The sequence below is a fragment of the Pseudomonas sp. fls2-241-R2A-110 genome, from assembly GCF_030209165.1.
GTDB lineage: Bacteria > Pseudomonadota > Gammaproteobacteria > Pseudomonadales > Pseudomonadaceae > Aquipseudomonas.
Map to the genome: position 1 here is coordinate 71,445 of NZ_JARVSN010000024.1, position 18,440 is coordinate 89,884.

13 protein-coding genes, 3 tRNA genes and 2 pseudogenes are annotated in these 18,440 nt (G+C 50.1%); 11 read left to right on the plus strand and 7 right to left on the minus strand.

Annotated features, from left to right (window positions below):
* The first annotated feature begins 1 nt into the window (after position 1).
* The 8 genes from uvrC (at position 2) to QRN31_RS20040 (ending at position 8,056) form a co-directional block, all read left to right on the plus strand.
* Positions 2-1,825 (plus strand): excinuclease ABC subunit UvrC, encoded by a 1,824-nt coding sequence (gene uvrC / locus QRN31_RS20005; protein WP_090183489.1) that lies wholly within the window; start codon positions 2-4, stop codon positions 1,823-1,825.
* A gap of 32 nt (positions 1,826-1,857) precedes the next feature.
* Positions 1,858-2,418, plus strand: a complete 561-nt coding sequence (gene pgsA / locus QRN31_RS20010) for a CDP-diacylglycerol--glycerol-3-phosphate 3-phosphatidyltransferase (RefSeq protein ID WP_090183490.1) — start codon at positions 1,858-1,860, stop codon at positions 2,416-2,418.
* A 63-nt stretch (positions 2,419-2,481) separates the two neighbouring features.
* Positions 2,482-2,557, plus strand: a tRNA-Gly gene (locus QRN31_RS20015).
* Positions 2,558-2,603: 46 nt separating this feature from the next.
* Positions 2,604-2,677, plus strand: a tRNA-Cys gene (locus tag QRN31_RS20020).
* 506 nt (positions 2,678-3,183) lie between these two features.
* On the plus strand, positions 3,184-4,431 hold the full coding sequence (locus tag QRN31_RS20025; RefSeq protein ID WP_285434028.1) for a hypothetical protein: 1,248 nt from the start codon (positions 3,184-3,186) through the stop codon (positions 4,429-4,431).
* A 477-nt stretch (positions 4,432-4,908) separates the two neighbouring features.
* Complete coding sequence (locus tag QRN31_RS20030; protein ID WP_285434029.1) at positions 4,909-5,376, plus strand: hypothetical protein; 468 nt, start codon at positions 4,909-4,911, stop codon at positions 5,374-5,376.
* 303 nt (positions 5,377-5,679) lie between these two features.
* A complete protein-coding gene (locus QRN31_RS20035) occupies positions 5,680-6,642 on the plus strand; it encodes a hypothetical protein (protein ID WP_285434030.1) in 963 nt (320 codons plus the stop codon).
* A 100-nt stretch (positions 6,643-6,742) separates the two neighbouring features.
* The gene (locus tag QRN31_RS20040) at positions 6,743-8,056 is read left to right on the plus strand and encodes a PDDEXK-like family protein (protein WP_285434031.1); all 1,314 of its coding nucleotides are present in this window, start codon (positions 6,743-6,745) and stop codon (positions 8,054-8,056) included.
* A 311-nt stretch (positions 8,057-8,367) separates the two neighbouring features.
* Here QRN31_RS20040 and QRN31_RS20045 read toward each other — a convergent pair whose 3' ends face one another.
* Positions 8,368-9,267, minus strand: coding sequence for a tyrosine-type recombinase/integrase (locus QRN31_RS20045; RefSeq protein WP_285434032.1), 900 nt, complete (start codon positions 9,265-9,267; stop codon positions 8,368-8,370).
* On the opposite strand from QRN31_RS20045, the pseudogene QRN31_RS20050 reads away from it, so the two are divergent.
* Positions 9,208-9,384 (plus strand): annotated as a pseudogene (locus QRN31_RS20050) (DNA adenine methylase); the annotation flags it as partial. The gene QRN31_RS20045 and the pseudogene QRN31_RS20050 overlap by 60 nt on opposite strands.
* Before the next feature lie 124 nt (positions 9,385-9,508).
* Here QRN31_RS20050 and QRN31_RS20055 read toward each other — a convergent pair.
* Positions 9,509-9,732: pseudogene (locus QRN31_RS20055) on the minus strand (DUF159 family protein); the annotation flags it as partial.
* Between the two features lie 195 nt (positions 9,733-9,927).
* Here QRN31_RS20055 and QRN31_RS20060 point away from each other — a divergent pair.
* Positions 9,928-11,094, plus strand: a complete 1,167-nt coding sequence (locus QRN31_RS20060; RefSeq protein ID WP_285434033.1) for a DNA cytosine methyltransferase — start codon at positions 9,928-9,930, stop codon at positions 11,092-11,094.
* 18 nt (positions 11,095-11,112) lie between these two features.
* On the opposite strand, the gene QRN31_RS20065 is transcribed toward QRN31_RS20060, so the two are convergent.
* The 3 genes from QRN31_RS20065 to QRN31_RS20075 all read right to left on the minus strand — a co-directional run bounded on the left by QRN31_RS20065 (position 11,113) and on the right by QRN31_RS20075 (position 16,962).
* Positions 11,113-12,804 (minus strand): response regulator receiver domain, encoded by a 1,692-nt coding sequence (locus QRN31_RS20065; RefSeq protein ID WP_285434034.1) that lies wholly within the window; start codon positions 12,802-12,804, stop codon positions 11,113-11,115.
* On the minus strand, positions 12,797-15,730 hold the full coding sequence (locus QRN31_RS20070; RefSeq protein WP_285434035.1) for an ATP-binding protein: 2,934 nt from the start codon (positions 15,728-15,730) through the stop codon (positions 12,797-12,799). The genes QRN31_RS20065 and QRN31_RS20070 overlap by 8 nt, the downstream gene beginning before the upstream one ends.
* Positions 15,731-16,719: 989 nt before the next feature.
* Positions 16,720-16,962: a hypothetical protein gene (locus QRN31_RS20075; RefSeq protein ID WP_285434189.1), complete on the minus strand. Its 243-nt coding sequence runs from the start codon at positions 16,960-16,962 to the stop codon at positions 16,720-16,722.
* 403 nt (positions 16,963-17,365) lie between these two features.
* Here QRN31_RS20075 and QRN31_RS20080 point away from each other — a divergent pair.
* Positions 17,366-17,452 (plus strand) — tRNA-Leu (locus QRN31_RS20080).
* An 89-nt stretch (positions 17,453-17,541) separates the two neighbouring features.
* On the opposite strand, the gene QRN31_RS20085 is transcribed toward QRN31_RS20080, so the two are convergent.
* Positions 17,542-17,826 carry a hypothetical protein gene (locus tag QRN31_RS20085; protein ID WP_285434036.1) on the minus strand — a complete coding sequence of 95 codons (285 nt, stop codon included), beginning with the start codon at positions 17,824-17,826 and terminating at the stop codon, positions 17,542-17,544.
* Positions 17,827-18,138: 312 nt separating this feature from the next.
* Positions 18,139-18,369 (minus strand): hypothetical protein, encoded by a 231-nt coding sequence (locus tag QRN31_RS20090; protein WP_090183510.1) that lies wholly within the window; start codon positions 18,367-18,369, stop codon positions 18,139-18,141.
* Between the last annotated feature and the right edge of the window lie 71 nt (positions 18,370-18,440).

Sequence of the window (18,440 nt, forward strand, 5' to 3'; positions counted from 1 at the left end):
AATGACTGAAGTCTTCGATCCCAGCGCCTTTCTGTCGACGGTCAGTGGGCGTCCCGGCGTCTATCGCATGTTCGACAGCGATGCGCGCCTGCTGTATGTCGGCAAGGCCAAGAACCTTAAGAATCGCCTGTCGAGCTACTTTCGAAAGTCCGGTCTTGCGCCCAAGACGGCGGCGCTGGTCGCCCGTATCGCTCAGGTCGAAACGACCATTACGGCCAACGAAACCGAGGCGTTGCTGCTTGAGCAGACGCTGATCAAGGAGTGGCGTCCGCCGTACAACATCCTGCTGCGCGACGACAAATCGTATCCCTACGTTTTTCTTTCGGATGGCCAGTTTCCTCGCTTGAGCATCCATCGCGGGGCGAAAAAGGCCAAGGGCAAGTATTTCGGTCCCTATCCCAGCGCGGGTGCGATTCGCGAAAGCCTGAGCTTGTTGCAAAAGACTTTTTTCGTTCGCCAGTGCGAAGACAGCTATTACAAGAACCGTACGCGTCCTTGTCTGCAATACCAGATCAAGCGCTGCAAGGCGCCGTGTGTCGGGCTGGTTGAGCCAGAGGTGTACGCCGAAGACGTTCGTCACTCGGTGATGTTCCTTGAAGGCCGCAGTAATGCGCTGACGGACGAGTTGTCCGCGGGCATGGAGGAAGCGGCGATCAATCTCGAATTCGAGCGCGCCGCCGAACTGCGCGATCAGATCTCCCTGCTGCGCCGGGTTCAGGATCAACAGAGCATGGAGGGCGGCACAGGCGATATCGATGTGATCGCCGCGTTCGTCAATCCGGGCGGCGCCTGTGTGCACTTGATCAGCGTGCGTGGTGGTCGAGTGCTGGGCAGCAAAAACTTTTTCCCGCAGGTCGGTATCGACGAAGACGTTTCCGAGGTCATGGCCGCGTTTCTGGGTCAGTACTTCATCACCAGTCCAGAACGCGACTTGCCGAGCGAACTGATCGTCAACGTGGTCCACGAAGATTTTCCGACGCTGATAACGGCCATCGAAGAGCTGCGCGGTCGCGAGCTGACCATCAGCCATCGAGTACGTGGCACCCGGGCGCGCTGGCAGCAATTGGCCGTCACCAATGCCGAGCAGGCGCTGGGTGCACGTCTGGCCAATCGTCAGCACGTCGCCGCCCGTTTCGATGCCTTGGCCGAAGTGTTGAACCTGGACGAGCCGCCGCAGCGTCTCGAGTGCTATGACATCAGCCACTCCAGCGGCGAAGCAACCGTGGCCTCATGCGTGGTGTTTGGCCCGGAAGGCCCGATCAAGTCCGACTATCGTCGTTACAACATTGAAGGCGTCACCCCGGGCGATGACTATGCAGCCATGCACCAGGCTCTGACCCGGCGCTTCAGCAAACTCAAGGACGGGGAGGGCAAGCTGCCGGACATTCTGTTGGTGGACGGCGGCAAGGGCCAGCTGTCCATGGCTCGCGACGTACTCAATGAGCTGGCGGTGCCTGACCTGATTTTGCTGGGCGTGGCCAAGGGCGCGACTCGCAAGGCCGGTTTCGAAACCCTGTACCTCAACGACGCAGCCCACGAATTTACCTTGCGCGGCGATTCCCCCGCGCTGCATTTGATTCAGCAGATACGCGACGAAGCTCACCGTTTTGCGATTACCGGGCACCGCGCTCGCCGAGGCAAAACCCGGCGTACGTCGACGCTCGAGGGCGTTGCAGGGGTCGGACCGACGCGTCGCCGCGATTTGTTGAAACATTTTGGTGGATTGCAGGAGCTGTCTCGTGCCAGCATCGAAGAGATCGCCAAAGCACCCGGAATCAGTAAAAAGCTCGCAGAGTTGATTTATGCAAATCTGCACAGCGAGTAGAATGCCACCTCACCTCGTAGCCAGTTGTGCCGATGAATATCCCTAATCTGATTACCGTTCTACGCGTCCTGCTCATCCCGATCTTCATTTTACTGTTCTACCTGCCTTATCAATGGAGCTACCTGGCCTCCGCCTCGGTGTTCGCATTCGCCGCCGCCACAGACTGGCTGGACGGTTATCTGGCGCGGCGTCTGGAGCAGAGCACGCCGTTCGGGGCGTTCCTTGATCCGGTGGCTGACAAGCTGATGGTGGCCGTTGCGCTGGTGTTGCTGGTGCAAGAGCACGGCAACCTGTGGCTTACGCTGCCAGCCGCCGTCATCATCGGTCGCGAAATTGTCGTCTCGGCGCTGCGTGAGTGGATGGCCGAACTCGGCGCTCGCGCTCACGTCGCCGTGTCGAACCTGGGCAAATGGAAAACCGCCGCGCAAATGCTCGCGCTGGTGATCCTGCTGGCCAATCCATCCGACTTCTCCTTTTGGGTCTTGGTGGGTTATGCCTTGCTGTTGGTGTCCGCAGGCCTGACTTTATGGTCCATGGTCCAATACCTGCGGGCGGCCTGGCCACATCTGAAGACCGACGTGGAAAAGAAATAAAACTTTTTTGAATCAAAGGGTTGACGGGGCTTCTGGATTCTATAGAATGCGCCACACCAAGACGCGGGAATAGCTCAGTTGGTAGAGCACGACCTTGCCAAGGTCGGGGTCGCGAGTTCGAGTCTCGTTTCCCGCTCCAAGTTTGTACGCATTTGATGTTGAGCAACATGACAGCAAATGTAAGTGGCCGAGTAGCAAAATGGTTATGCAGTGGATTGCAAATCCACCTACGCCGGTTCGATTCCGACCTCGGCCTCCACTATAAATAGCCCCGTAGATCAACGATCTACGGGGTTTTTTATTGCCCTCGGGAAAGTGGCGTGTTCCGCAATTTTTGGGCGGTGTTCCGCAACTGCGAACGATGGGGGTACCTAGGATCAGAGTAGTGTCAGGCCGCAATCGGCCAAAAGTGGCTGATAACACATCAGGAGATCCAGATTGGGTCATTGAGGGTGAGAAATTCATGAACAAGCCACTTAAACCCCCTAGGAAAAGGGATAGGTAAAAGGATATCCCGGAGGTGTTTTCCTCAGAGATTTAGAGCCTGCCGCTTCTGTCTGCTGTGGAGCTTCCGGGGGGAGCGGGGACGCAAGTTGATGGATGCTGCGTCCCGAGAAGCGTATGTGCCGGCGCGAGACCTAGACATCGAAATCCCCTCCAGCACCGACCGTGGCGTACCGAGGTTCCCTGAGGTAGAGTGCGATTCGGGAGGCGCGCCCGTTCTGGCTGCGCCCGGATCCAATGCTGAAGTAAGGAAACAACGCCTTGATCACCCTTGCCATATTAGGCTTTCCGGATATCTATAACCGGCTGACTAATCTATATCCAGCCAAACCTTGGCTTAAAGTTGTAGAAAATATTAGTAAACTATCAAAGCAGTTCGCTGGTCGCGGCGGCCAAGAGGAATTAGATAGCTCAGTCGCCTTTGGCCTGACGTTCTGGGAGAGGCATAAGTACGCACTAAGTGCAGGTTACGAATGGAACACAATGTATCAGACTATGCTATTCGTTCAGCGGGTAGTAGAGCTCTGCGAAGCTGTCGATCGTGGTGAGCCGGGGCCAAAGGAACTGAAAAAACGATTTGAGGGAGCATTCAAACTTTCTAGCGATATGCGTGCTTTGCAGTATGAGCTCTACATGGCCTATGTGCTCACGTCTAGGGGATGCACTATCGACTGGCCAGAAGAAAGCAAGGGTAAGGAGACCTTCGACTTATTGGTCTATCCGCCTGGAGGCCTAGAGCCCTTTGAGCTTGAGTGCAAGTCCTTCGCAGGCGATAAAGGATTCGCGGTACGCCTTGCTGACGGGCACCGTTTGATAGGTGCTTTGCTGGAAAAGATTTCGCTGGGAAGGCTTCTCCCAGCCAAGAAAGATTTCGCAAGCATCTTGACCATTGCGTTGACTGAATCCGTGCCCACGGACGAAAAGAGCTTCCAGACATTCGTTGTTAATCTAGCCAGCGAGATCGAAGCCAAGGGAAGCAATTTAGAAGGCATCGGTTTCTCGGTCACTGAAGACTTTTGTCCTCTGGTTGGCGACCCTATGGATGAGGGCGCGTGTTTTAACGCTTCGCAGTCCCTACCTGGCTCAGTAGCTGCTTTCGTAGCGTGTCATAGCCCAGAAGACAGGTTGAAAGGTATTAGGGTTGTATACGCTGGAGATGTCCGGATCTGGACGGAAGTGGAGAAATTATCCAAGCGAGCCTTAAATAAACAGTTAACAGGTAAGCGTCCGGGCGCACTTGCCCTGCAGTTTATCAATGATACGATCGAACCCATTAATACCGCATTTGAACCCCAAAATAAATATCGTCTTCTTTCAGAAAAACTGCTTACTAAAGATCATGCGCTGATGCTTATAGTTACGAATAGTATCGAGCTATCTATTGAGAGTGTGTTCATTCCGTACAGAATAGACGCCTATCAACAAGAACATTGCACGCTTGCGGCATTTTACAATGATCAGCTCGACTATCCGATAGCGCAGATCAAAGCTCTACTTGACCCCCGATGATACTCGGTTCGTGCCCCCCATTGCAGCCCATTGGTAGCAAGGGAGCATATCCACTATGTAAGGCGGGAAACTCCGATCAAGTCAGCACTTGCAACCGGCTTGTGCTGAAGTGGCCTCCGTTCAGCCGCCTCAGCAAGCTTTGAGGATGAGTAGATGGTCTTCTCCGATATCGAATATGCCGGTAAGCGGAAGCAGAGCAGCCGTGCGTGCTTCCTGACAGAGATGGAGCAAGCCCTGCCGAATGGATGCGGAAAACGCGTTGCCTGCTGAGACTACGTTGCAATCGGAGCTGCATGGCTCACAACTAGGGATATCCTTTGTTTCTCTGAGCTTGATTGATAACGGCGTTCACGCAGCATGAATGTAGGCTGAACTAGACGATAATGGCGCCCATTAAAGTTAAGCTGACTGCAATGCTTTAAGCATCGGCACTTGGAGCGTATGTTCATAAATATAATATTATGGTGAGAGGAAGTGATGTCGAATATCACTGATATCGTTAGTGCAGTAGGTAGCGCAATTTCGGCTCTTGCAGCCTGCGTAGCTGCGATCGGCGTGTGGTACGCACGACACCAGTTAAAGACGAGTCGTGAGATTGCGCAGTTGCAGTTTGAAGACTCATTGGGAAAGGAATACCGCGAATTGGCCGGAGAGCTGCCGAAGAAGGCTTTAATGGGGGAGATTCTAACTGACTCTGAATACGAAGAAGCCTTCGACGAGCTGTATCGTTATGTCGATTTGACTAATGAACAAACTTCGCTCCGGGCGCATGGGCGAATTACTCCGGATGTATGGAAAAGTTGGTCGGAGGGAATTGAGGCGAACCTAAAACTACCGGCATTCGCGCGGGCGTGGATTGAGATCAAGACTAGATCTTCTGGCTTTGAGGAGCTTCGTCGGCTTGAACTAGAATTATTCCAGAGCGACCCCAAGGATTGGCATTGAGCCTTACTCCCGGTTAAAGGTTCGGTCGTTACCGTTAACTATCGAGCGGCAGCTATGGGTCGATTTATGCCTGTCACGACCGACCGAAATCGGCCAGGTGCGGTCATTCAGATGCGTCGCGAAAGTGGGGGCAATTCATAGCGGTTGAACGCGAAATCTCTCACTGGCAGCTTGTTGAATGGTAGCCGGCATATCCGTCGCAAATATTGCTACTAAGGAGCTTTAGACATGCGTTAGATTGGCTTCTAGGGCCTTCATTACCATTCGGCCCAGTTCATACGATGCTAACAGGGAGATTACGCCATGAGCCAATGGGACTGCGACGACCGACCAGAGTTGCCGCCTGAAGCAGGTAATCAGGATGTTCGAGAATTCGACCCTGATGATCAGTGGCTTCAAGATGCCCCTGAAGTCTTACAGATTGAAGCAATGCGGCAGTGGTTTTATGCTCGGTTTGAAGATCCTGCGAATTGCACACCCTACGAAAGTCGGGAGGGTGGATATCAGTTTATTTGTGGTGGCCCTCACGATCCAAACGAAGAGATACAGGAGCGTTTTTCACACGTCGTAGAATACGACGTGATGGAAAAGTTGATCAATGACTTGGTCCAAGAGTGTGGAGATGAATGGGCTGCGGTTGATCACGGAGATTGGGGATACGATGATATTTACTCAATGCTTCCAGAGGATCGCACTGACCCGCTGAAAATGTTGATTGAGCGTTTGAATAAAATTGAAGAAACGTTAACAGGGCCTGCCACTACTCAAGATTTTGTAATACAGCTATTGCATAGCGCAACAATAACGGCTTTAGAGGCTTATCTGTGGGATACGACTGCCTACTGGGTTACACAGAATGACGATATATTGCGGTCTTTTGTTAAAAGTAATGAAGACTTCGCGGGAGAAAAGCTGAAACTTTCAGACATATTCACCACAATGGAAGGCTTAGAGAAAAAAGTAATTGATTATTTACAAACCTTCATATGGCATCGTTTGGATAAAGCCAAGCCACTACTTGAAAAAACTCTAGGAATTAAATTCCCTGACATTGCACCATTCATGCCCGAAATTATAATCCGTCATGACATAGTGCACCGAGGGGGGCGTGATAAGGAGGGTTATCCTGTAAATGTCTCGTCAGCCGATGTTAGGCGAGTCGCTGATTTGGTAAAGAGCTTTGCAGAGGCGCTAGATGCTGAGCTCCTAAAAAACTTCCCTGTTGTACAAATGCCGGTTATTGTGAATTTGATCGATCCTTTTTAGAAAACCTTAGACACAGCGCCCGAGGCACGGATGAAGCGCTGCGCACTGAAATCAGATAAAATCTCCGAAATTTAAAGCTGCACCTACTGAGATACGGTTGATGAAATCTGACGATCTTTATAGTTTTCTAAGTGACCCAAAGTTGCTGGAGCTTATCGAGCTTAACAAGACAGCCGATAACGTATTTGATGTTGTAAATTTAAATGAAAACCAAAATTCGAGCGTATTGGCTTGGTGCATGAACCCCAACGAAGGGCATGCTCAAGGCGATGCAGTTATCAAAGATTTTCTGGAGGCTGCATTTGAGGCAAGTGACAATTGCAGATTTGACAATAAAAAGTTTTTTGAAAAGTGGACTCTAGGCAGAATACGCACAACAAGTTTCGGTGCTGCTTTTGTAACGCGAGAATTTAAAATAAAGATCAATGATGGATCTAGCAATGGCAGACTGGATCTGTTTTTAGTAGATCCAAGAAACAAAATCCTCATAGCAATTGAAAACAAAGTAAAAGCTACGTTAGACGCTGGGCAGCTGGAACGATATGTAAAGTCAGTAAAATCAGAATTAGCCGATCGTCGGGTTTTTTCAGACTACGACCTCGCATTTGTAGTCATTGACAAAGATCTTGAGTCGTACTCTGAAGCCCATTTATCATCCCTTGGAAATCGCTGGTGCTTACTTGATTATCAGTGGCTTGAACCTTCAGCAAATCGAGCCCGGCACAGTCTAAATCGAGGAAACCAATCCGCGCAGCTCTTAGCTACTTATTGCCAAAGTGTAACCAGCTGGGAAAGCCCAGCGAGCAAGGCGCAGTCAGATTTGATGGCAGACATTGCGCTTTCTTACCCAGTAGTTATCGAAAGCATGCGTGAGCTTAAACGCATTCCGATGGAGACTTGGGAACACTCCACTCTCCAAGGGACGGTCGGAGAACTGATGATCTTTTTCTCTCAGCACAGACCGGTCTGCGAGAAGCTAATCAAAATTAGAGGAGTAACAAGCCTAGCGCAGAAGCTTGCCAAGGCTGCGCCTAGTTTGGCAGCGGAGTTTATCCAAGAAGGGAGTTATTGGGTCGCTCTGACATCTTCAAAAATCGGAAACTTCCAGCGTGATGAAGGTTGGCCGATATACCTCGACGTATATCGAGTCGCTAAAGTATCAACTCCATCAGCTCCAAAGTTTACGATCAAATTGGTGTGGCTAAAAAATGAATTCAACCCTCTTTCGTGTGACGAGTCTGAATTGCGTGCTAGTTTTGAATCCACATTCAGTGGCCTTAGCAAGCGACAGACATCTGACCGAAGAAGAATTCTCATCGCTGAGCACGTTACGCCAACTGAAGCGATTGATATTGCAGTCCAAACAATTGCTAAAATTGATGAAGTTCTAAATAAATTCTTAAGTAATAGGTAATTTTTTATTCACTCCCAAGCACCACACAGCTGATAGGAGTTTCTGACCTGTTGGCTGTAGTGATGCCTTTGGGGTCCGTCCGGAAGCTGGCTCAACGCATGGAGGAGCAATCCGATGGCCGCAGCAGTTCGCCAACCCCTGTGTATCCCTCCTAGCCTTAGACGCTATCCACCCTGCGAACTCTACCCATGAAACGTACGTCGCGAAGGGCCGCTTTGGGTCGTATTCTGCCTTTGGCCAGCGGCAGCTATATTGGCTCGATTTGTCTTCGCAGGGATAACCTACTGGTAGCAGCCCATCGCGGCCCTTAGTTATTTTGTGGGTCGCACAATTTCACCAACACGGCGATAAACCTTTTTTGTCATCTCCTGCGTTGAGTGGCCAAGCAGGCGACTAGCATGACTAATGTCGTCAATTTCGCTGGCAGCTTTTGGTCGGATGTCGCGGAATTGGAACTGGCGGATCGCGGCGGCAAGCGTTGCATCACCATCAGCCGCGGCCTTCGCGGCTGCTTTTTCTCGGGCTTCATCCCACCGATTTCTCAGCATTGCGTAACTCATTCGCAGGCCTGCCTGATTGGTAATCAGGCTTGAACTTCTGATGCCGGTCATGGCTTTGCGCTCGAGCAGGGCATCGAGGAAGGTGCTGAGCCCTGATGCGTCTGCGCCGTCGTGTAGACGGATGCGCAAGCGTTTCTCAGTCTTGCCCTGGCCTATCATCAGGAACCCGTTGTTCAAGTCGGCAGTTGATGCTTTGAGCACCTCGGCGGGGCGCTGGCCGGTCAGATAGGCTAGGTCCATTGCGTCTTTCAGCTCGGGAGGTGCCTCTGTGTAAACCGCATCCCAAACGATTTTGCCTGCGTAGAAGTCGCGGGGTGTTTCTTTGTTCCTGCGTAAGCGGGTGCAAGGGTTTGCCTTTTCAGTGAGCCCCCATTCGCGGGCAAAGGTGAATATGGTCGAGAGGAGGGCGATCTCGCGGTTGGCGCGCACCTTTGCTGTTCTGGCGTCGCGATACTGGGCGATCACTTGCGGGGTGACCGCATCTACAGGGGCTGACTCGAACGCGTTGCGTAGTTGTTTGAGGCCTTTCAAGTAGTCCTTTTGAGTACCGGGCTTCAGCCCAGGGATGACCTTTCTTTCGTAGTCGTCGAAAAAGTGATGGTCAGCATCAACGACCACCCAGACATTTGGCGGGTGTTTGACGGTTTTCACTTCGAGACGCTGGACATTCGTTACTGCAACACCAATCAGCGCCCGGGGAAAGCCGAGGTCAGTGGTGAGCTGGTCATTATGAACTGGGAACCGGCTGAGTTAGGAGGGCTGTTTTAGTCGGCACGTTTTTATTCGTGCTCAGGATGGAAACTTTCGGCGCGTTACGCTCCGGCGATGCGGAACGTCTCTACCTGAAGTTCGAGGTAGCATTGGAGGAACGGCTCAATTTGCTGACGTCGAGTTATAACAAGCCAGGAGCAGGAGGTTCTACCTCGCTGGGTTTTATCAGCTCAGGGCTCTGATTTCGCACATTACCGATGGCGCAGTCCACCTGAACCATTGGAACGCCTCGGTAGGCTCACCCTGTAGTAGCACCATCTGTTCGGCGCGCTCCTTGGGCGTGCCTAAGTCTAGCCATTCGCGCGCCAGTTCAGTCGATAGTGTCACCGGACGGCGGTCGTGAACTCGATCACGGTGATCGACCAGACGTACAAGGACCGCATCGCCCCGGGCAGTGTGAACGTTTTTTAGATCAGCTTCGACAGGCGGTACCGGAACGAAAATCGCGATCCTACGCAAATTTCAGGTCCGCTGACCAGCTAGCCGTTGCGCCCGCTGCACATATCTCTAAAATGAACCAATTTTGAATGTGGGTTGGGAATGCAGGACATCGTGATAGATCCTCAAGAGTCGGAACTTAGCCCTTTGCTGGCAGAATTCGGCTCTAGCAACACCGTTTTTCTCTCCTCGTTTCCTTCTGCTCCCAAGTGTATCGACCTATTTGCTGGGGCCGGTGGCTTTTCTCTCGGAGCCATTCGGGCCGGGGTAAACGTCATTGGCGCATTAGAGATAAATAAAAAAGCGGCTGAAACGTATGCTCAAAATATTTCCAAGTCTGCTGGAAAGTTAGTGCCAATTATAAATGCCGACATACTCCCTTTAGAGCCAGAAGATGCGCTTGCTCGATGGGGGGTTGTAGCAGGCGAGTGCGACATAATTATCGGCGGACCACCGTGCCAAGGTTTCTCTAGCCATCGCCTTAAGAATCAAGGCGTAGGGGATCCACGAAATGAACTATTGGCTCGATATTTCGATTACGTAAAGAAAATTAGACCTAGAGTCTTTTTAGTAGAAAATGTTCCTGGGCTTCTATGGCCACGCCACACTGAATACCTTGAAAATTTTTATTCGATGGGTAAAAACGCTAATTACGATATTTTTCCTCCAGTAGTTCTCAATGCTTGTGATTATGGTGTCCCCCAAAGTCGCAAAAGGGTATTTATACTTGGTATTGATAAAGATAGGCCGTTTGATATCGAGTGGCCCCCAGCTCCCACGCATGTAGCACCAGGTACTCCTGATAATATCCGAGAGGGAAGACCATTCTGGTTAAATGCTTCAGAGGTTTTCGGCAGAGCTCCGCTTGAAGACCCTAATGACAAGCATATGAATCATTCCGAGGCATTAATCGAGCTATTCAAAAATACGCCTATCAACGGCGGCAGCCGATCTGACTCCGGACGAGTCCTCAAGTGTCACCAAGGTCACGGTGGGCATAACGATGTATATGGGAGGATCAACCCATCTAAACCAGGTCCGACTATGACCACCGCCTGCATAAATCCGTCAAAAGGTCGGTTCGTACATCCAACGGAAAACCATGGAATTACTTTGCGCCAAGCAGCAAGATTTCAGACTTTTCCTGATAACTTTATATTCAGTGGAGGACTGATGGCTGCTGGCGAACAGATTGGTAACGCAGTTCCCATTCTCTTGGGGCAAGCTATCATTGAAAAAATCTCGCAAGCGCTTACGAGGGCGAGCTGATCAAGCCCGCCCTCAGTTTCACGGCTTCGGAAAACAAACGAAATCAACACCAATTCTAGCTCGCTGATAACCAGACTCTGCGAGAAATTTGTTCGCATAATCAGATCGCAACAACGCGAGAGACTCAAATTCCGTAGTAATCATATTTGGTATACCTTGGGAGTTTGGTCCAATGATCAAACCTGAGAATTTCGCATTTACAATGCTGCCTCCACCTAAAAGAAGCATGGTCTCAAGCTTCATCTTCCTTGTTGTCCCATCTGCAACTTCAAGCACAACAGGGGCACCATCTATAAAGAGGAAAATATCTCTTCCCTGAGTCGCTACCTCCAAACGCTTTTGTAAGCCATTTACAGGAGTTAATCTTATAGCACTGATTGGGCGATAAGGGTGTAACTCCTCATCCCATCCCGTGTTATTTTGGCCCTCGACAAGATCACAAGCCGGCGAGGCACACAACCAATAGTTATAACCTCCTTCCTTGGGAGCTCTAAAGACAACTCCCGTAGTCATCGCACCCTCAACATGAACATCGGAACATAAATATTCATTTAGTGCATGATATATATCTAAATGAGAAAGCCCAGACGCTTTCGCCATTCGAGATGCAGCTTCTACAGGTGTGCCGTTAACTTCATCAAGTAATTTGGCGCCAAAGCCGACTACGGTTTCATCAACCTCAAGTATGAGCTTTTCAAAAAGCCTGCTATATAAGTCTCTGATATGACTGCGGCGCTCGGCAACTGTCGTTGAGGCTATGATCCTCAGTAACCAGCCCGCTTGACGTCGGGGAGTTTCTAAGACCTTTGAGTCGACTGTAGTGCCAACTTTCTCTAGCGCCGCACGAGCATGAATCATCAGCAATCTTAGCGGTGAAGGATCCCAGGAAATAAGCGCAGCGTGCAACTGCTCTAGAAGTACGCTCACCGGGTTGCTTTTATTTACAACAACAGCAAACAAATTCCCTTCGGCAATCCACATTGGCTGTGCATCAGAAAAGCAGACTTCTACTTTCGCGCTGTCCTGACGCAGACGTAAAATCTCCGTAGATATTTTGCTTTCCAGATATTCTCGGCACAAAATACCAATAGCAGAGCGTGTAAGTGGCTTTTTTATCCCTTTTTCGTGTAATAGTTTGATTAGCTGTCGTGCACTACCACCTCTATTATCAGCCCCTAGAAAAGCTTGAATAATTTCTACATTACACTCAGCCTTAATAGCATCATAGTCGTCAGGATCGAGCTCTTCAAAAAAGTCATTGACTTCTTTTGATTCAATTGCACTTACCTCGCAGCCGCCTCCTAAGCTAAAGGCCACATCTCGTGCAACATCAGCAGGGGCAGCAGCTGTATAAATAATCACAAGATTAAAATGATTTGATCTTGCTAGGGATTGCAACACACCCAAAGCTCTTGTCGGATCCTCGGGATTATCTGGATCCAGATGAAAATCCAAAACCAATAGATCTGACTGATTTAGATGTTTTGCTCGTTCAAACTCTTCAGCCACATGAACGGCATTATCGACATCACACAGCCAGCCCTGTCCTCGGCAAAAATCAAATAAACTACTGGCGCGCTCATAATCAAACTTTCGACTATCCTGGCGAGCCATTTGGGCGTATGTAGGGAAGTCGTCGTCAAGCACTAGAGCGAAGCGAATAGGGTCGATAAAGGCTTCTTTCAATAATTCAGGGGTAATATCAGGCATCGAATCCATTCCGCAGCGTAATTACAAAGCAAGCGCCCGTCAGTAGCTTCCAAGGTTTTTCATTGGTGTAGGAAATTGTATGGCCGCCAGCCGCTAAAGTCTGTCGACATAAATACAGGCCAACACCGCGGCCGCGTATGCGTCTAGTGAAAAACAACTCAAATAAATTGCCTATATCATCTGTGTCGATTCCCGGTCCATTATCACAAATAACAATCGATCCATCTACGACATCAATTTCAACTATCTTTTCGCCGCTTGCAGGCAGCCAGTACAATGAATTATTAATTAGATTTATAAATACTGGAAATATTCTAGACGGGTATTCATAAAATCCCGCAGACTTAAATTTAGCTGAAACCTTTAGTGAGACTTTTAAGTCATCGAGAGAGCTAGAGAAAAAAGCTCTAAGATACTCTTCGACTTGTTCACCTGTTATTCGCTGTCGAATATCGTTGCCGGAGACCTGCATTTGAGACAAGAACCTGAGCCGCTCTACGAGCTCCTGTCTAGCCCAATTGGCTTCCGCATACTCCTTGGTCTGTTTTATATTCATTGGCAATCGGTCAAGGCTCGTTTGAAGGCGACGATCTAGTACGTGTAACTCATGGCTAAGTATTTCTACACTAATTCCAACCTGAGCTAGACTCTGAATCTTCTCCAGCCGACCTTCGAGAGTTTCAGTGCGGGCGCCCACATAAGCAAATGCACCGTCCAAATCTATCCCTTTGGAAAGTTGTTCTAAGCTTCTCTTGTATGCCTCATATCTTGCAGAGAAATCTTCACTCAGCTGAGCCCGGACTTCATCAATTTCAGAGAGTGCGGCACTCAAAGGCACGCGTCCCTCTTCAACCTCGAACAGTAAAGGAGCAACCTTTTTGTAAAACTCTTTCTGGTCAATCTGGATGTCATTTGTAATTCGTGTTTGCTCTAACGCTAGCATATCAATAATCGACCGCCGCCAACGTACGAGCTGGTCAGCAAGTGCGCTCTGACTACTTGCAAATCGATTTTTAACAACATCGATTGCTGGCTTAGCGTTAAGCCTTTCAGTTTCAAATGCCCATTCCCGCCGGACCGACTCTGCCATTTCGGCCAGTACTACGTATTGGTCCCTATACTCCCTGTACTTATCCTCAAATTTACCCAAAACCTTTGGCTTAGGTGGCAGCTTAAGTTCTGCTCGCATGTTCTCAAGCTCATCAACTCTATCTGATAGTTTCCATAGTTCTTCTAAATCTTGCTTGGCCAAAATGATTCTTAGCTGTTTTGCTAAAGAGTCAACCCGAGTTAGAGCCAGCTCCAGTTCAGGTAGTTGGTTTTTTACATGTTCTTTGAAGTTGCTTAGCTGACCGCTTCTGGCCTGTTTAGCGTTTTTTGCGGCAGCATTATTCTCAGCTTCTACTCCTGGCAGCAACTCTTTTCGCACTGGAGCATCGCCACCGAAATACCGTCGTGCAGTTACTTTGAGCAGGTCTATTATAAGGGACTGAATTGCTCTACTTGCCCCGTTATCAATTAAGCCCTCGCGTCCCGCCTTATCTCGTAGGTTTGGATTACCTGCGCGACTAATTGCTATGCGCCCAAAAATTCGCCTGCTCGACCAAAATTCACGGCCTGCATGAAATTGACGGCGCTCTTCAATTTTAAAAAAATCATTCTCGGGGCGACCGTATGGCATCACCCTAAGTCCATCTCTATAAACATTTAATCCGGAGTGACTTTCCGCTCGCTCCGTAACCTTTGCATAAATGTCTTCGCTGAGCGAACTGGTCCTTACCAGAGGTTCAAACGCGCCAATACAAAGTGAAAATTTTCCAACTCTATCTTTATATGATGTCGGGACAGGGTGTGAAGGCACGATTTCCACATTGCCAACATCCTTCCCAAAGACCGTCACTCTGCCAAGAAACACACCAAACTCATCAACACTACCAATTAAACTGTGATCTAGGCTTTCTATAAACTCAATTCCATAATCTTCTTCCTGACTAACTACTACTTTTTCCCCAGAGCGATCATGGACCACGACACGATATTGAAGAGCCTCATGTAAAGGGCTGTACGGGTCCGAGAAGCCTGACAATGTCCGTATCATGGACGCCTTTATAGAGGCTGACTCATCAGATGCTCCAGCAACACCATCAGAAACCCATGTTAATAGTGCAGAATTCAGCTCGGAAATTATAATGGCGGTTCCAGAATCCTTTTTCCCGCTCCAAACAGTCCATTCCGCTAAGAATTTTTCTACATCAAATTTCTGTTTTGCAGAGTATTTTATTTGACTCGATATTGCGTCTTTTATATTGTCTCGCTCCATAATCAACCTATCGAATTCGGTCCAAGCGAATTTCAACCGCGCTTCTCGGATAGGGTCATCGGGCGAGCCTGATAGATTTTCAAGTAGAGCTTTTTGCATTTCCGGCAAAAGGATTAAAAGATCCTTGGCTTCGTAGAAGCTTACTACAGGTAACTTGACATCCTGTAATAACAAATAAGGGTTTTCAAATAGCCGCCAATCCACTAGACAAGCAACAAAATCGTTGCCTGCCTGCTTAGAAACTATCAGGGCCGTGGCACCTAGCGCCGCGACAGACAACCTTCCAATTCCTTTTTGGCCCTGCTTAGGCCGCTCAGTTAAGCCTTTTCGTAGTTCTTTGGGTACCGGATCATTCCCTGCCTTTGACTCTGTGCCAACGACCAGCCACTTTTCGAGAAACTGCTCACGGGTCATCCCGTGGCCATCGTCCAGCATCACTGCAACGGGCACATCATCCCCGTAGATGTGCAGGGAGACCTCACGCGCGTAAGCGTCGTAAGCATTTTTCCATAGTTCGCTTACCGCAGTTGGGACGTCAGCAATCTGCTCACGCCCCAAATGGTCGATCGTTCGCGCTCGCGTTTGGAACGCAACAGATTCCTTCATATTTTTACTCAAAATGTCTTAATTTCCTTGGCATGCTAGCCTTTTCCGGACCATACGCTGAATGTCGATCGGGATTCCGGTGGGGGGATCCCTGCCTTTATGAAAAGACCATGCAGCTCGATGGGGATATGCATGAGCGAGCGCATACGTATGAGCTGGCTGGGTTTTACGCCACCAGATTCTTCAAGGACGGGCGCAGTAGAAGTACATTGCATAGGTTTACTATGCTACGTCAAACTACTTACTTCGTTAGCTTTGCTTGACGTGATCCTGAACTTACCGCGGGAAGGCTGGTGCCTATCCGATATCTCCCCCCCCTGAGCTTGGTCAAACGCTGACTGATCAGCCAGCGTCTCCCCCAATTGAATCCGGAGCTCCACGGACATTTCTGCCTACGTCCGGCGAGCACCGCAGTTCGACCCACAACCTCGGCTCCGTTATCCCAATCTCTAAGAGCAAGCTGATTGTATTCGGGGTGGTAGGGCTTTTTAACGTCAAATACCCCAACACAATCGGCGTGTGTTCGATTAGAGATCTTAGGTTCTGAGCTTTGACAAGCCTTGTTTAATGTGGCCCGCGTTTACGCCAATGGTGTCCAGCGCACCACGGATCTTATCGCGTCGGCTCCCTTCGAAAAAGAGCAAGCATAGTACCGGTAGTGCCCCTGGTGAGCAGTAATCACAGCTTGCTTAAAATTGCTGCGAGGCGAAGTGATTGCAGCGCATTGGCCACGCTGGCTAGGGTGTTGGGGGAGGGCTACGCCAAATCCATCATCGGAATGGCCTTTCACTAACGAAGATATGCGGCCACCATCAGCCTGCTTAGAGTGCAAATTTAGGGCCGCCGTAGGCCGGATCAGGCCATCGGAAAGGGGCTGAAACGTTGTATTTACAGGGAAGAAGTGGCCTATGGACACGGTAGCAGGATCTCGAATCTCTATCCTCGCCTCAAGATCGTGCCTGAATGACCGTATTGAACTGCCGATAACCTCACTCAGGCGTCATTAGGACTGCGAGCGTCAGCTTGATGAACTCCTCATTTTTGTCGATGGTGTCTAGGGCCCCACGAACATTATCGGCGACCTCACCCGACCCGCGCTGCTCGATCCAGTTCGTGAGTTCCAGGATGGCGGCTTCGAGAGCGAGCTGATTTTCGTTGATCTTGAATAGCAGAGAAGGGAGCAGGTCTGAATTTGGCTGCGGAGGCGCAGATCCAGAGCGCCAAAGGTACAGTTGGGCTGACGCCGAGTAGGAGTCAAGGGGAGAAGAAGACAGAAATCCGTTCCGCAACCCAAAACCCGCATCTTGAAAGCCGTGGGGTACAGGCCTTTAAAAATCAGTAGCTTGCGGAACGGTAAAGCTGCTAACCTATTGATATAGCTTGTTTTGTGGATGGATTGCAAATCCACCTACGCCGGTTCGATTCCGACCTCGGCCTCCACTATAAATAAGCTCCGTAGATCTATGATTTACTGAGCTTTTTTATTTAAGCAGTCCTGCAAGATTTTGTCTTGAAAACGGGATCTGCGAACTTGCTTCACCGGGACGGGATGTATATATTTCGTCCTCTGTTGCACAAGCGTCAGAACTGCCAGATGGTTATTTGTCAGTCTCCAGACTGCTACACCGCGCTACCGCCCGAATGGCGAAACTGGTAGACGCATGGGACTTAAAATCCCCCGCTCGTAAGGGCGTGCCGGTTCGATTCCGGCTTCGGGCACCATATATATCAAAGGCCTGCATGAGGAAACTCATGCAGGCCTTTGTCGTTTTTGCTCCGCAATTTTAGCGGCCAGTTATCGAACGGCACTTCTAAACAAATGGCTGGCCAGTAAAACCACGAGGTAATCTTTGCAGCCCGGTCATGGCAGTAAGCCGTTCCGTCCAGGCGGCGCGCCAGTCATTGGCGGTGTGAGTGGCTTTGGCTTTGCGGGCGGCGCGGCGTGCCGCGTTGCGTTCGGCCTTGCGCGCATCCTTGAATGCGTCGGTATTCCGGCAGCTTCTGCATTTGACGCGGGTTAGCACGTTGGTTGAGGTGAGTTTGCTACCTTTGTGACCGCAGGCCAAGTGCCCGCTGACTTTGAAGTGAGTGACCATCAGACGCCTCCTTCGTGACGTGTAGTCATTTGACACCCCGTGGTTGCAGGCGTTCGACAGCCCGGACAACAGACAAAAAAAATGGCCTGCATGCGGGCAGGCCAAGGGGGAGTTCATCAAAGGAGTGAGCTGACTTTAGGGCGCGCGGTGTGAACATAACGTGAAAGAAAAGTCGTAAATAAAAAAGCCCGGCGCCAGGCCGGGTTGGGGTATCACAGGAAATAATCAAGCAGGCACGCACGCAGTGACGATTAAGTCGCCGTTCGTGCGTGCTGAATCATGCCCTTTCTCGAAGGAAGAATCCGGATCAAATCATCTGAACCTTGGCAGCGGTGGCTCGACAGGTTTTAGCGAAGACAAGGTGTTTTGAATCAGCGGCTCGTCTTTTTCGATATCGTTCAGGCGATCACGGATTCTGAGGGCTGTCGGGTGCCCCCCTTGATGATCCACCCAGTCGGCAATTTCCTTGCACGCGGCAGCAAGTCTGGCCTGACGAGAGTCAAGCAGGGTGAGCAGGGTGGTGATGGACTCTTTTTCGGACATGGCAAACACCTCCGTTCAAGAAACCTGGTAAGCGGCAGCAAAAAGCCCGCGAGTGCGAGCTTTCTGCCATT

Coding starts and splice junctions, on each gene's coding strand:
- QRN31_RS20060 (WP_285434033.1), top strand. CDS start 9,928: ATGCAGGACATCGTGATAGATCCTCAAGAGTCGGAACTTAGCCCTTTG.
- QRN31_RS20035 (WP_285434030.1), top strand. CDS start 5,680: ATGAGCCAATGGGACTGCGACGACCGACCAGAGTTGCCGCCTGAAGCA.
- QRN31_RS20040 (WP_285434031.1), top strand. CDS start 6,743: ATGAAATCTGACGATCTTTATAGTTTTCTAAGTGACCCAAAGTTGCTG.
- QRN31_RS20065 (WP_285434034.1), bottom strand. CDS start 12,804: ATGCCTGATATTACCCCTGAATTATTGAAAGAAGCCTTTATCGACCCT.
- QRN31_RS20070 (WP_285434035.1), bottom strand. CDS start 15,730: ATGAAGGAATCTGTTGCGTTCCAAACGCGAGCGCGAACGATCGACCAT.
- QRN31_RS20085 (WP_285434036.1), bottom strand. CDS start 17,826: ATGGTCACTCACTTCAAAGTCAGCGGGCACTTGGCCTGCGGTCACAAA.
- QRN31_RS20030 (WP_285434029.1), top strand. CDS start 4,909: ATGTCGAATATCACTGATATCGTTAGTGCAGTAGGTAGCGCAATTTCG.
- QRN31_RS20090 (WP_090183510.1), bottom strand. CDS start 18,369: ATGTCCGAAAAAGAGTCCATCACCACCCTGCTCACCCTGCTTGACTCT.
- pgsA (WP_090183490.1), top strand. CDS start 1,858: ATGAATATCCCTAATCTGATTACCGTTCTACGCGTCCTGCTCATCCCG.
- uvrC (WP_090183489.1), top strand. CDS start 2: ATGACTGAAGTCTTCGATCCCAGCGCCTTTCTGTCGACGGTCAGTGGG.